Source organism: Acinetobacter sp. YH12137 (assembly GCF_013418535.1).
In the GTDB taxonomy this organism is placed as follows: domain Bacteria; phylum Pseudomonadota; class Gammaproteobacteria; order Pseudomonadales; family Moraxellaceae; genus Acinetobacter.
This window is the reverse complement of sequence record NZ_VPBW01000015.1, coordinates 50409-63442: the sequence shown is the minus strand read 5'-3', so window position 1 is coordinate 63442 and position 13034 is coordinate 50409. Positions and strand designations below refer to the sequence as shown.

Below are 13034 nucleotides of genomic sequence, written 5' to 3'. Positions count from 1 at the left end.
TTAGAGGAATAGCTACTCGATATGACAAGCTCAAAAGAAATTATCAAAGTTCTGTTGCCTTAGCCTGTATATTTTTATGGCTACCGTTATAGGGTTAATTATGAACAGTAAGTGTCAACAGACCCTATTAAAAAAAATTATGAACTAGACTTTAGGTGAACATAAGTTAAACACATAACAAATGATAATAAATTCATTGATATAGATAAATGACTGAGAGCTTTAATTGCAAGTTTTCTTAAATTATTAAGCTAGATATAGCTGGCTAACTATTTGATTGAATGAATTAAAAATAATACCTTAACAGAATCAATCCGGTACTAACTTTGTACTGGTTGTTAGTACCTCATTGTAAATTTCCCTTCTCCATTCTTGTCTTTAAATTGACATCAAGTCGTCATAGCTTTGTCATTTTTTAGTGTTGAGATAACCCTATAAATTTAAAAGATTGAATGAGGACGAAATATGGCAGGGTTATCGATCTGGCATGTACTAATTTTTGCGATTGTAGTGATCTTACTTTTTGGTACTTCTAAACTAAAAAATCTAGGAAAAGATGTAGGTGGTGCAATCAAGGACTTTAAGAAATCTGTCCGTGAAGAAGAAGAAGCCGAGACCGCCCAACTTCAACAGCCTCGCAATATTGATGCGGAAGTTAAATCCAGCGAGAGTTCAATCAAGAATTAAGGTATTGCCATGCTCAATATTGGAATGACTGAGCTGCTGGTCTTTGGGGTAACTGCCTTGCTGGTTCTTGGACCGGATAAGTTACCTGAAGCGGTACGGTTTATAGGTAAATGGTCGGCCAAACTCAAAAGGGTCGCCAGCAATATACAAAATGATCTTGACCGTGAATTGCGACTGTCGGAACTACGTGAGCAAATGCAAAGCGAGCTGAAACGTATTCAGGAATTAGAGACCAAAATGCAGGCACAAATGGCCAATATTAATGTACTGAATCAGCCCATCATTAAAAATTCAGAACAATATGTATTGGACCATGAGCTGACTTATCAATTGATTAATGGGCCAGTTTCTCCTGTCCATCTACCGCCAACCCAGCTCAATAGAGCTATAAAACAAGAAAAAAATTATTCTGATATAAAGGTGGCCGTATGAGTATTTTGCCTTCAACTCAAACCAGTAACAATACACAAAAAATTCAGTTAGAAGAAATGCCAATTACCAGACACTTAGTGATTCTGCGTAAGCATCTTTTTAAAATCGTGGGTGTACTTTTGGGGCTATTCTTATGTTTATTGCCTTTTGCGACCCAAACTTATCAGCTGTTATCGGAACCTTTACGTGCTCAGTTACCGGAAAGTTCCACCATGATTGCAACAGATGTGACTGCGACTTTCATGGCCCCGTTTAAATTGAACTTTTTTATTGCTTTACTCATTGCAATGCCTTTTATCTTGTATCAACTTTGGGTTTTTATTAGGCCGGCATTATATGCAAAAGAAAAAAGTCTGGCTTTACCCCTATTCATCAGCAGTATTGTCCTTTTTTATTCTGGTATTGCTTTTGCCTATTTAATCGCTTTACCTTCTATCCTTCATTTTTTTATCAGCGTATCCCCTGAGACTGTCGCGCCGATGACCGATATCAATAGTTATCTGGCCTTTTGTTTAAAACTGTTTTTAGTGTTTGGATTTACGTTTGAAATTCCTATTATCACGTTATTACTCATTCTGATTGGTATTGTCAGTACACAGACTTTGGTGGAAAAAAGGCGGTTTATTGTGGTGGGTTGCTTTTTTGTTGCCATGTTTGTGACACCACCCGATGCCTTATCCATGATTATGCTCGCTGTGCCAATGTGGTTATTATTTGAATTAGGTTTGGCGGCAGGAAAATGGATAGAAAAGTGATGTCTAGACATAACTGAATAATAATAAAAAGAACACAAAATAAAAAAACTACTCTCTAAGCAGCTTTAGCTGCTTTTATTTTTAGCATATAAATCAATGTGATATTTAATAAATATGCAGTATTAGCTTCATCTGACTGTCATATTTAAACGCTAATTTATTCCTGACTTTAAAACAATCAAACCTTAGTTGTGGGATTAAAACAATGACAGATTACCTACCTTATGATGAAAATCAGGAATTGGACAATAATACTTCAGACAATCATCACTTTCGGGATATTTTAGAACAATCCATATCGCGTCGTGACTTGATTGCCAAAACTGCAAGTGGGGCTGCAGCATTGGCTCTTGCCTCTTCTTTGACTGGATGTGGGGACAACGATAATGATTCTATTGTACCGCCAACCGAGACCGCACCAAACCCGCCTGCTATTGATCCCAATACAAAACCAGAGCAACTCAACTTCACGCCAGTGGCCAAAAACTTAAATGACATCGTTACTGTGCCAGACGGTTATGAAGCCAATGTCCTGTATGCACTTGGAGATTCAATTAACCCTGCCTATCCAGATTGGGATGATAACAATATCCCGAACGGACCAAGCTTTCAGTTCCGTTCCGGTGACTGCCATGATGGAATGAGTTTTTTTGGCTTGAACATCGCTACTGGCCGCTATGACCCGACTGTGTCTGAGCACGGTCTGCTGGTCATGAACCACGAATATATCAATCCAACTTTTTTACATCCTCAAGGTCCAACAAAAGTCGATGGTCGTCGCCCTGAAGATGAAGTCATTCGTGAGACCAATGCGCATGGTGTTTCAATCGTTCATATCAAAAAAGACAATTCCAATCAAAAAGTAGAAATTGTCAAAAATTCAATTTATAACCGCCGTATTACTGCTTCAACTGTCATGAGCATTTCAGGTCCTGCGAGTGGGTCTGCCCTTCTATCTACACGTTTTTCACCAGGTGGAAAATTAACCCGTGGCACGCATAACAACTGTGGCAACGGCTATACCCCATGGGGTACCTATCTCACCACTGAAGAAAACTTTATTGGTTATTTTGTTCGTAGCAAAACTGATGATGCTAATCGTGTGCCGCAAGAAAAGCTTGCTCTGGAACGCTATGGCTTAAAAGCAGGTGCAAGCTCGCGTTATGGCTGGGAATCTGCAGTAGGTACAATTGAACCTCAGGATCTTTATGATCGCTGGAGTGCAGATGTTACTGCCGATGATGCAAGTCAGGATTACCGGAATGGTCCGAATACTTTCGGTTGGATTGTAGAAATTGATCCTGTTGATAGCCGGCAAAATCCGGTTAAACGAACGGCTTTAGGTCGCTTTGCCCATGAGGATTGCCGTGCCAGTCGGGCGCGTGAAGACGATAATCTCGCTTTCTATATGGGTGATGACTCGCGTGGAGAATATATTTATAAGTTTGTCTCTGACTACAAATGGAGCGAAAAAGACCGTAATAGGGGCTATGCAGCCGGAGATAAATACATGGATCATGGCAAGCTTTATGCCGCCAAATTCAATGCAGACGGGAGCGGTCAATGGATTGAGCTGAGTTATGGTAGCAACGGTTTAAATGAGTTGAACAGTGCCTATCCTTTTGGTTCTCAGGCAGATGTCGTGACCTTTGCTCGTCTAGCAGCAGATAGCGTAGGCGCGACTAAAATGGACCGTCCGGAATGGGTTGCGGTCAATCCTGAGAATGGAGAAGTCTATGTTACCCTGACCAATAACTCTAACCGCGGTACCACGCATGCGCTAGATGCTGCCAATCCACGTAACTATAACGATCCGGAAGGTGGCAAAGGTAATGTGAATGGTCATATTATCCGTTTACATGAAGATGCAGATACGACTACAGCTATAACGTTCAAATGGGATATTTATCTGTTTGGTGCTGAAGCCAAAATGGCACAGAACATCAACCTGTCGGGTTTAAATGATAATAATGACCTGTCTTCGCCAGATGGTATGTGGTTTGATCCCCGCGGAGTACTCTGGATTCAAACTGATGATGGTGCTTATACAGATACGACCAATTGTATGATGCTGGCTGCACTTCCTGGTAAGGTTGGAGATGGTACTCGAGCAACCACCTCTTCAGGGCAGGAAACTATTGTTGGTGCTCAAGTCACAGATCAGACTTTACGTCGTTTCCTGACAGGTCCGAAAGACTGTGAGATTACAGGTGTAACCATGACACCGGACTATAAAGCTATTTTCATTAATGTACAGCATCCTGGGGAAGATTCCCCGGCCTACAACAAACCAACCAGTCATTGGCCAGCTTCACAGACTAACTCATCTGCCACTTCTCGACCACGCTCTGCAACGGTGGTCATCACTCGCAAGGATGGTGGTGTTATTGCAGGCTAAATATTTAGCTTCTCTCAAAATGCTGGCTCAATGCCGGCATTTTTGTTTTTAATATTTGGCGGATTCAAGCGGCAAGTGCAACAGTATAAAAACCAGCCATAATATCACTGGGTGTATACCAGCCCAGTGTCTTTCTAGGACGATTATTTAGAGCAGTCTCTATCTGTTCTATCCGCTCTTTTGAAACATGATCAAACGATGAGGATTTTGGCAGATATTGTCTGATCAGACCATTCGTATTTTCATTTCTGGCTCGTTGAATAGACTTGTACGGATCTGCAAAGTAAGTCTCTATGCCTGCGTCCGTTATCCGCCTATGCTCTGAGAATTCCTTGCCATTATCAAAGGTCACACTATAGGCATGACTACTACGCAAACATGCTAAAGCACACGAGATCGTTTTAGCTGTGGTTCTCGTTTGCCCCAAATGAACAATATGTACATACAGACTCTTGCGTTCAACCAGGGTTAATAATGCTCCCTTATGATTCTTGCCTATTACAGTATCACCTTCAAAATCACCTAGGCGTTGACGTTTCTCAGTGACCTCATCACGACAATGAATACTTGTTCTATCAACAAGTTGACCTCTACGATCTGTGTTTTTATAACCCCGCTTGCGATATGTTTTCTGGTGTCTTAAATGCTGATGCAATTTTCCACCCTTAGATTTATCCTGATAAATGTACTGATAGACCCATTCAGGCGATGGGACATCTAACCAGCCACGTTGTTTCAAAGCCCCCGTAACCTGTTCAGGTGACCAATCCAGAGCAATCAGATAACGGATGTAGATTATAGCGAAATCTGTCATCTGAGATGAGGATCGATATCGTCGTTGGCTGGAGAGATGCCCAGCCTGTTTAGCCCGATAGCCACGTTGTCCTGTATTCCTTTTGATCTCACGATAAATGGTTGATCGGGAACGTCCAAGCTCTCTGGCAAGGGTGGAGATTGAAGATTTACTTTTCAAAGCAGCATAAATTTCGTATCTTTCTTCTTGAGAAAGTTGGGTGTATTGCTTCATTGTGTGCTTTCCAATTGCGAGTTGAAAAAGTCTAATGATTCTAATACACCTAACTTTTTCAACTAAATACAAATGTGTCGCACTTGGTATTTGAATCCGCGTTTCTAAATATTTGAGTTTTTTCATTTTAAGAGTTAATGAGTCAAAACAGATATTTAAATATTAAAAAGTATTTTTATATTAAATGAGTGCTCAAAAAATTTATATTTTTATTCAAATTAAATGCTAAATCCAACTTTCTTCTTTTGCAATATTTAGTACATCCTCTTTAAGTCTTTCTAGCTCTTCAAAAACTTTTGAATTAAGTTTTGGGCGAACTTTTTCAAACTTAATTTTTAATAAATTTATACTCCTTAAAAGCGTAGAAAAAATAAGTTTCTTTCGTCCTAAGTCGTCTGTGGCCTTAAAGGTCGTAGGATCTATTCTTAAGCGAAAATCCATATTTTGGCGTTTAATAGAATAATAGATACGTTCTTCAAAACTATCTTCACCCATTATAATGATTATACAATCCCAACTATTTAAGGGAATATTATAGAATTTATCATTTAGCCTCAGGTTTAAGGTATCAACAACTGCATTACGTGCTTTACATTCCTGTAGAATTTGCTCTTCAGTTAAAACTGGCTTTGTTGCACAAAGATTTGAAATGCAAAGCGCCCCTAATTGATCCAAATTTAAGGCGTAACTTGGGTAAGTGGGCGACCTAATTCCGTAAATCTGTTAAGGACTGCTACACGTGCATGGATCTCATTCACCTGACTAGGAAAGCTTCTTGCCATTAATTTATCGCCTAATAATTTGATGCAATGCATCTTGGTTTCCACCAAACTGCGGCGATGATAGCCTGACCATTTTTTCCATAATGTCCTGCCTAAATGTTTAACTGTTCGAAGTAATTCATTTCGCTCTAGCGAGCTACTCTTTGTATCTTTCCATGGTTTCGCATTTTTTCTAGGTGGAATCACCGCATGCGCTTGCCGATCTGCAATGACCTGACGGCATTGCTTGGTGTCATAAGCTCCATCGGTATAAACAGAGTCAATCTGCTCATCTTGTGGAATCTGATTAAGTAAATCACCAAGCACCTGTGAATCACTGACATTATTGGTTGTGAGCTGAATAGCGCGTATTTGTAGGGTTTTGGCATCTATACCAATATGTAGTTTACGCCATTGGCGACGATATTCAGCTCCATGTTTCTTGCGTTTCCATTCGCCCTCACCTAGAAACTTCATGCCTGTAGAGTCTACGAGTAGATGCAGCCCATCGCTACTTTTTTGGTAGCTGATTGCAATATCAATATGCTTTTGTCTTCTACAAAGCGTACTGTAATCTGGTGCGGTCCAATTTAATCCGCAAAGTTTAATCAGACTTTGCACAAAGCCAGTGACCATACGTAAAGACAAACGGAATAGAGATTTAATCATTAAGCAGCATTGGATAGCTGCGTCGGAGTAGGTTTGATTTCGCCCTTGTTTGCCTTTTGATGGAGCATACCATTGCGTAGCAGGATCAAACCAAATGGCAATATTTCCGCGACTCATGAGTGCTCGGTTATATGCGGGCCAATTGGTTGTGCGGTAGATTTTGTGTGTAGGCTTCTTCATTTGAAAATTATATCGCTGAAAAAGCCTTTACAGATAGGTTTGTGCAACAAAGCCGTTAAAACTTCTTTACTTAATTCAGCGCTTAACCATACTTTCATCAATACAACCCATTAATATTATAATAATAAAAAACCCCGACATCCTAATCTGCACCCCGAAAGTTGGACACTCTTAGTCTAATTTGAAGGGTGCTTTTTAATGGCTAAATGAACCGTACCGGGTTTGTCGGAGACCAACTTTCCTGAGAGAATGCCCCGATGAAAAAAGTAAAATATACCCCTGAAATCAGAGATAGAGCGGTTCATCTTGTGATTGAATCCGAAAAAGATTATCCATCGAATTGGGCTGCAATCACAGCAATTGCACCCAAGATAGGTTGTACTCCTGAAACACTACGTGTTTGGTATTTAAAACATCTCGATCAACAAAATCCAGTTAAAGTACAGCAACTTTCAGATCAAGAACGGATTAAACAACTCGAACGTGAAAATAAAGAACTGCAACGTGCTAACGAAATTCTACGTAAAGCAGCTGCTTTTTTCGCCCAGGCGGAGCTCGACCGCCCACACAAATAATGGTGGATTTTATCCATCATAATAAAGAGCTGTACGGAGTCGAGGCGATTTGTAGAATTTTACCTATCGCACCTTCAACCTATTACCGGACTTTAGATCTCTGTGAAAATCCAGAACATTGAGCGAAACGAGATCTACATGATGTGCATCATGCTGAACAAATTAAACGAATTTGGAAAGAAAGTTCGAGGCGGTATGGCGTTCGTAAAGTCTGGCAAAAACTGAAACGTGAAGGTTATATTATTGCACGCTGTACAGTTGCTCGATTGATGCAGAAGCTAGGTATACAAGGTGTTTGGCGTGGTAAGAATAAACAAACCACCCGTAGCCGAGATGATCAAAAAAGAGCAGATGATTTAGTGAAACGTAATTTTAGTGCTGATCATCAAAACCCTTGCGAAGCAATGCTTCTCAGGTGGGGGACTTCACGTATATTCAAACTCATTCAGGTTGGGTCTAAACCGCATTTATTATTGATGTGTTTTCATGTGCAATTGTTGGCTAGAAAGTATCGACACGTAAGAATACAGATATGGTGCTTGATGCACTGGCTAAAACGGTGAATGGCTGATACAAAACAGAGGTGATTGAATATTTAAATGCAGATTGGCAAGGTTTAGTAGATGTACAACTTATGACATTAAATTGGGTGGATTGGTTTAATAAAGAACGTGTACCTAGTGCGCTAGGTTATGTGCCACCTTTTGAGTTTGAAACAATGTTCGATGATAAGATTAACCTGTTAGGTCAGGTGGCTTAACTTAAATAAAAAAGTCTCCGACAAACCCGGTACGGTTCACCTGTAGGTGCACCAAATTATGAGATTTATAGTTTTTTCAGTATTTGGCTCGGCAGTTTCATTCTGGCATGTTTAACACCGCAGCAATATTTATGGAAAATTCAGCTTAAAATCCTGATTGGTACTGCTTTTATGCTGCCGCTGATCAATATTTATTATCTCATTTTCCATGATTATATTGATTCTTTTACGACTTACTGGCCATTTCTGCGAATCGATCTGATGCTGTGGAACTTGGCACTTCTCGCCCTATTGTTACACCAGAAAATTACCCCTATTCAGCAAAAGGCGGTCAATAAAATTCACGCCAAACTAAAAATTACGCAACAGGAATCATCAACATGATATGGATTGCAGTGATCGGTCTGCTTTGGCTGAGCTGTTTTGGTTTTTATGCGGTAAGTGCAAAGCAGATCCTAAAAACCCGAAAATCTCGGTACGCTTTTTTAGCGAATTTTCCTACGTACACTAAATTCACAGCAGGTATTTTCTTATTCGTCGCAATGGTTCTATTACGGACCCGGTTTAGCTACAGTATCAGCTTTGTGGCTCTATGGGTATTTCTAAGCCCTGTACTGTTTATTTTTATCTTAAAAATGAATAAAGCATTTTAGTATTTATTTAAAATCAGAAAGTAGCAAACAGCCTAGTGCGCTACTTACATGCCTTCTATTGAACCAATCTACCCAGTATCTGCTAAACCTTGCTAACCTACTTTTAAATATTTCAGATTCATTATTTTGGCTAGAATCAAAAATTTAAATTGGTAGGTATTTGGTAGGTAGGATTCTTTTTAACTTCATCCAATACTCATATTACGGTGAGGGTCACCGATAAAATAATCAATGAATGGTAGAAGGAATCAAGCCATGGCTTTTAAAAATATTTCAGATCAAACTAACGGTTTTTATATTCCCTGTGTTTCACTTTTTGGTCCCGGCTGTGCTAAAGAAATCGGGATAAAAGCACAAAATTTAGGTGCCAAGAAAGCGCTGATTGTAACTGATGCGGGGCTGTTTAAATTTGGTGTTGCAGATGAGATTGCAAATTATTTGAAAGAGGCGGGTGTTGACAGTTATATTTTCCCAGGCGCGGAACCCAATCCAACTGATATTAACGTGCATCATGGAGTTACAGCTTATAATGAAAATGCCTGTGATTTTATTGTATCGTTAGGTGGGGGTTCATCACATGACTGTGCCAAAGGCATTGGCCTAGTCACTGCAGGTGGCGGACATATCCGTGATTATGAAGGGATTGATAAAAGTACCGTCCCGATGACACCACTGATTGCAATCAATACTACGGCAGGGACAGCTTCGGAGATGACACGTTTCTGTATTATTACCAATACCGATACCCATGTGAAAATGGCGATTGTAGATTGGCGTTGTACACCACTCATTGCGATTGATGACCCTAAACTTATGTTGGCCAAACCTGCAGGGCTGACTGCGGCAACAGGTATGGATGCCTTGACGCATGCAGTAGAAGCCTATGTGTCTACAGCAGCAAATCCAATCACTGATGCCTGTGCAGAAAAGGCGATTACCATGATCAGCGAATGGCTTAGCCCGGCAGTGGCGAATGGGGATAATCTGGAAGCACGGGATGCCATGAGCTATGCCCAATATCTTGCCGGAATGGCCTTTAACAACGCCTCTTTAGGATATGTGCATGCGATGGCACATCAGCTCGGAGGCTTCTACAACTTGCCGCATGGTGTTTGTAATGCAATTCTGCTCCCCCATGTTTGTGAATTTAACCTGATTGCTTGTCCTGAACGTTATGCCAAAATTGCGCAATTGATGGGGGTGAATACAGAAGGCTTAACCGTAACTGAAGCAGCTTATGAAGCGATTGGCGCCATTCGTCAGCTTTCGGCTTCAATTGGTATTCCATCTGGGCTGACGGAATTGAATGTAAAAGAAGCTGACTTGGCCATCATGGCGGAAAATGCACAAAAAGATGCCTGCATGTTGACCAATCCACGTAAGGCCAATCATGCTCAAGTGGTGGATATTTTTAAAGCGGCAATGTAATGCCTTCCTATAAGTCATCTCTCCAATCATCTGACTTACATTTTTAGCAGCCCCTGTTTCGCTTTCTAAGGAAGTATGCCAAGAGAAAGAACCCATTTTTCTGCTCTTGGCTGATCCTTCCCCCTTCTTGACATCCTCTCCCCCTTAAAAGAAGGAGATTCCTACTGCTAGACGCTTATGCCCAAGCGCAAGAATGTTCAATGCGGAATTTAAATCCCGCTGCCAGACTGTACCGCAACTCTGGCATGTCCATTCTCTTATTCCAAGATCAACCCTACCTTGCGGACTACTGCTTGATATTTGCTTGCAGCACGAGCAGATCTGGGTGGTATAGGCTTCATTGACTTCCTCAAACATTACCCCTGCGTTCTCGCATTTATACTTGAGCATTGTTTTAAGTTTTGAAAACCCTGTATCTAAAACCGATTTTGCCATTTTAGTTTTTACAAGCTTTTTAGCACTCAGGTCACCTACAACAATCAGTGCATTTTCCCTCGCAAGTTGGGTACTGGCCTTGTGCAAATGGTCTTTACGACAGTTTGCAATTTTGGCGTGTAATGCACGAACACGCTTTTTATTTCTCGCTCGTTGAGCAATTCCTAATTTCTGCTCGTACTTGCGATAGAACTTGGGATTGGAAATGACTGTACCATCAGAACAGGTCGCAATATCTTTTAAGCCAAGATCAATACCAATCGCTTTCGTTACGGTTGGTTTGGCTTGCTTAGGTGAATCCACCACCAGGCAGACATACCAGCGACCACGACTATCCTCAACAAATGAGCCTGTTTTAATGCGGTATTGGCTTAATCCGTAGCTGTCCCATAGCTTGAATTGGTGCTTACCGTATTGAACAGATCCATCAGCAGATTTGATGGCTACCTTTTTAAAGGGTATCCAACCAAGAGAGCGCCTTGCTGATTTCTTGTTACTTACACGCCATTTTAGCTTTGCTTTTTTGAATTGCTTGCGTCTTGTTACTAATTCTTCTGTCACAGCCTGAATGGTTTGACTATGTAGGTTGCATTCTTTAGATGCGCCTTTTGTGTACTTCGCTACATCGTAAGCTGATAGAAATTCACCTTTTCTTTTTAAATGTTTAAACCCTAAATCATTGACATAATTCCAGACAAAGTTTACCTCAGATGCTAATTGGTCTAGCATCTTGCAATGTTTGTCTCTTATACGTAATTTAAGTGTTTTCATGGGCTTATATTAGCTCATGTTAAATTAAAGGTATTGATTTTAAAAAAATCCAACGACATTTCATGTCGTGTCGCTTATCTCTCTGCCCTGAAGGACAGCACTTTACACTCCATTTGATAAAATTTTAAAATCGGATTCAGGCTAAATTGATAAGCTAACCCGCAGTAAGCAAAGATGATGCTCCATATTCCAGGATTTTGCTGTTTTAGCCTTCTACCGATCGATGCTCCGGCTTTTAAAGATTTTTATATTTTAACAGGGTTTGATGGACAGGATGGGTTTTGGGCATCAGCTCAATCAGGCGTTCTACCGCATCAATCGCTTCAGGGAAATGTGCCACATGTTTCAGCAACACATCGGTTTCATTTGCTTTGAAAATAGCATCACTTAAACGTGATTCCAGACAATCGCGCCAAGCACATAAAAATGGACTTTCTGTTTTGGCCAGAAATACACCGGTACACAACTTCAAGGCGGAATCAATATATCCAGCATCCAGAGATTGCTCTGTCAGTAAAAAGTCAGCCTCTACATGCGCCAGTAATCGATAAGGTCTAGAGCCAAGCATGCCACCCAATATATCGCGCAGCTGCGACATTTCTGCTTTTAGAGTACCGATACTGACTTTACGTTCACCATATAAGGCCTGATGCAAGGTGTCCAGACTCAGACCCTGCGGGCATAAGGCTAGAATAGTCAGAATTTCAATCTGGCGAGGAGTAAGTACTAAAACTTTACCATTAAACAGTACTTGTGGCACTGTAAAAGCCCGGATAAATAAGCGCTGTTTTTGACATTCCTGCAAGGCAGACTGAATGATTGTGGCACAGCGCTCAGCAGCCAACAGTGCCAAACTATTATGCTTTTGCCAAGTGGTAGAAAGGTCAATGACACCTAAAACCTGTTTTGAATAGGGATCAATAATCGGAGCGGCGTAACAAACCCAATCATGAATCGAGGACATGTAATGTTCACTGGAAAAGACACAGCTAGATTGTTGAGTTTTTAAGGACAATGCCAGTGCATTAGTTCCGACTAGCTCTTCACGCCATTGCCCTCCTTCAATAAAGTGTACACTTTCTGCAGCACTTTGCATTTGTGGGCTAGAGGCTGCCCAAATGATGGTACTGCCGATATCTCCAACCGCCAGCACCATAGATGACTGTTCAGCAATATGTTTTAAATCCTGTGCACAATGGCGAAGTGCGTGGGCTAAAGTTGAAGAAGAGGCAGTCTTTTTTACGTCTGTCAGCGGTGCTGCTAAACGACTCTTAGGGATTTCGGCCGAAGATGAACGTTGCCAAGAGCTGGCAATACTTTGTTCCAGTTGCTCTGCATGCAAGGGAGACAAACTGCTGCTTTGCCGAAACTGATCAGCATCGCGCCTTTTCTGCATCAAATCTTGTTTTGTCATCATTTCTTATTCTCACAACAATTCATGATTTACATCCGCTGTAATCGTTATTTTTTAGATGGATCGAAAAGAGTGTAAACCTGCTTCAC

Annotated in this window: 11 protein-coding genes, 3 pseudogenes and 1 other annotated feature; of the genes and pseudogenes, 9 read left to right on the top strand and 5 right to left on the bottom strand. The window is 40.9% G+C overall.

Features of this window, described 5'->3' with window-relative positions:
• The 5 genes and pseudogenes from FTU72_RS09460 to FTU72_RS09440 all read left to right on the top strand — a co-directional run.
• Positions 1-92: pseudogene (locus FTU72_RS09460) on the top strand (IS5/IS1182 family transposase); the annotation flags it as partial.
• 373 nt (positions 93-465) lie between these two features.
• Entirely contained in the window at positions 466-687 is a 222-nt protein-coding gene (tatA, locus tag FTU72_RS09455) for a Sec-independent protein translocase subunit TatA (RefSeq protein ID WP_180052757.1), read from the top strand.
• Positions 688-696: 9 nt separating this feature from the next.
• Positions 697-1119, top strand: coding sequence for a Sec-independent protein translocase protein TatB (tatB, locus tag FTU72_RS09450; RefSeq protein ID WP_131269210.1), 423 nt, complete (start codon positions 697-699; stop codon positions 1117-1119).
• Positions 1116-1874, top strand: coding sequence for a twin-arginine translocase subunit TatC (gene tatC / locus FTU72_RS09445; RefSeq protein ID WP_131269211.1), 759 nt, complete (start codon positions 1116-1118; stop codon positions 1872-1874). Before tatB ends, tatC begins: the two co-directional genes overlap by 4 nt.
• A 205-nt stretch (positions 1875-2079) precedes the next feature.
• Complete coding sequence (locus FTU72_RS09440; RefSeq protein WP_180052756.1) at positions 2080-4272, top strand: PhoX family phosphatase; 2193 nt, start codon at positions 2080-2082, stop codon at positions 4270-4272.
• A 64-nt stretch (positions 4273-4336) separates the two neighbouring features.
• Here FTU72_RS09440 and FTU72_RS09435 read toward each other — a convergent pair whose 3' ends face one another.
• The 3 genes from FTU72_RS09435 to FTU72_RS09425 form a co-directional block, all read right to left on the bottom strand.
• The gene (locus FTU72_RS09435; protein WP_180052755.1) at positions 4337-5299 is read right to left on the bottom strand and encodes an IS30 family transposase; all 963 of its coding nucleotides are present in this window, start codon (positions 5297-5299) and stop codon (positions 4337-4339) included.
• Between the two features lie 225 nt (positions 5300-5524).
• Complete coding sequence (locus FTU72_RS09430) at positions 5525-5974, bottom strand: Imm44 family immunity protein (protein ID WP_218947516.1); 450 nt, start codon at positions 5972-5974, stop codon at positions 5525-5527.
• Between the two features lie 2 nt (positions 5975-5976).
• Positions 5977-6909 carry an IS5-like element IS17 family transposase gene (locus FTU72_RS09425; protein WP_099475569.1) on the bottom strand — a complete coding sequence of 311 codons (933 nt, stop codon included), beginning with the start codon at positions 6907-6909 and terminating at the stop codon, positions 5977-5979.
• A gap of 257 nt (positions 6910-7166) precedes the next feature.
• Between FTU72_RS09425 and FTU72_RS09420 the strand changes: the two are divergent.
• The 4 genes and pseudogenes from FTU72_RS09420 (at position 7167) to FTU72_RS09410 (ending at position 10325) form a co-directional block, all read left to right on the top strand.
• Positions 7167-8244, top strand: a pseudogene (locus FTU72_RS09420) (IS3 family transposase).
• Positions 7442-7558: a sequence feature (AL1L pseudoknot), on the top strand. It overlaps the preceding pseudogene by 117 nt.
• Before the next feature lie 39 nt (positions 8245-8283).
• Positions 8284-8628 (top strand): annotated as a pseudogene (locus FTU72_RS16520) (PepSY domain-containing protein); the annotation flags it as partial.
• Complete coding sequence (locus FTU72_RS16515; protein ID WP_166134682.1) at positions 8625-8897, top strand: hypothetical protein; 273 nt, start codon at positions 8625-8627, stop codon at positions 8895-8897. The pseudogene FTU72_RS16520 and the gene FTU72_RS16515, both read left to right, overlap by 4 nt.
• Before the next feature lie 255 nt (positions 8898-9152).
• On the top strand, positions 9153-10325 hold the full coding sequence (locus tag FTU72_RS09410) for an iron-containing alcohol dehydrogenase (protein ID WP_159123511.1): 1173 nt from the start codon (positions 9153-9155) through the stop codon (positions 10323-10325).
• A gap of 144 nt (positions 10326-10469) precedes the next feature.
• Here FTU72_RS09410 and FTU72_RS09405 read toward each other — a convergent pair whose 3' ends face one another.
• The gene (locus FTU72_RS09405; RefSeq protein ID WP_180052754.1) at positions 10470-11531 is read right to left on the bottom strand and encodes an RNA-guided endonuclease TnpB family protein; all 1062 of its coding nucleotides are present in this window, start codon (positions 11529-11531) and stop codon (positions 10470-10472) included.
• A 235-nt stretch (positions 11532-11766) separates the two neighbouring features.
• Positions 11767-12948, bottom strand: coding sequence for a transcriptional regulator (locus FTU72_RS09400; protein WP_159123513.1), 1182 nt, complete (start codon positions 12946-12948; stop codon positions 11767-11769).
• Positions 12949-13034: the final 86 nt, after the last annotated feature.

What these genes read in the sequence shown, in the direction of transcription:
- FTU72_RS09410 (WP_159123511.1), top strand. Translation starts at nt 9,153, where the DNA reads ATGGCTTTTAAAAATATTTCAGATCAAACTAACGGTTTTTATATTCCC.
- FTU72_RS09405 (WP_180052754.1), bottom strand. Translation starts at nt 11,531, where the DNA reads ATGAAAACACTTAAATTACGTATAAGAGACAAACATTGCAAGATGCTA.
- FTU72_RS09435 (WP_180052755.1), bottom strand. Translation starts at nt 5,299, where the DNA reads ATGAAGCAATACACCCAACTTTCTCAAGAAGAAAGATACGAAATTTAT.
- FTU72_RS09400 (WP_159123513.1), bottom strand. Translation starts at nt 12,948, where the DNA reads ATGATGACAAAACAAGATTTGATGCAGAAAAGGCGCGATGCTGATCAG.
- tatB (WP_131269210.1), top strand. Translation starts at nt 697, where the DNA reads ATGCTCAATATTGGAATGACTGAGCTGCTGGTCTTTGGGGTAACTGCC.
- FTU72_RS16515 (WP_166134682.1), top strand. Translation starts at nt 8,625, where the DNA reads ATGATATGGATTGCAGTGATCGGTCTGCTTTGGCTGAGCTGTTTTGGT.
- FTU72_RS09425 (WP_099475569.1), bottom strand. Translation starts at nt 6,909, where the DNA reads ATGAAGAAGCCTACACACAAAATCTACCGCACAACCAATTGGCCCGCA.
- tatC (WP_131269211.1), top strand. Translation starts at nt 1,116, where the DNA reads ATGAGTATTTTGCCTTCAACTCAAACCAGTAACAATACACAAAAAATT.
- tatA (WP_180052757.1), top strand. Translation starts at nt 466, where the DNA reads ATGGCAGGGTTATCGATCTGGCATGTACTAATTTTTGCGATTGTAGTG.
- FTU72_RS09440 (WP_180052756.1), top strand. Translation starts at nt 2,080, where the DNA reads ATGACAGATTACCTACCTTATGATGAAAATCAGGAATTGGACAATAAT.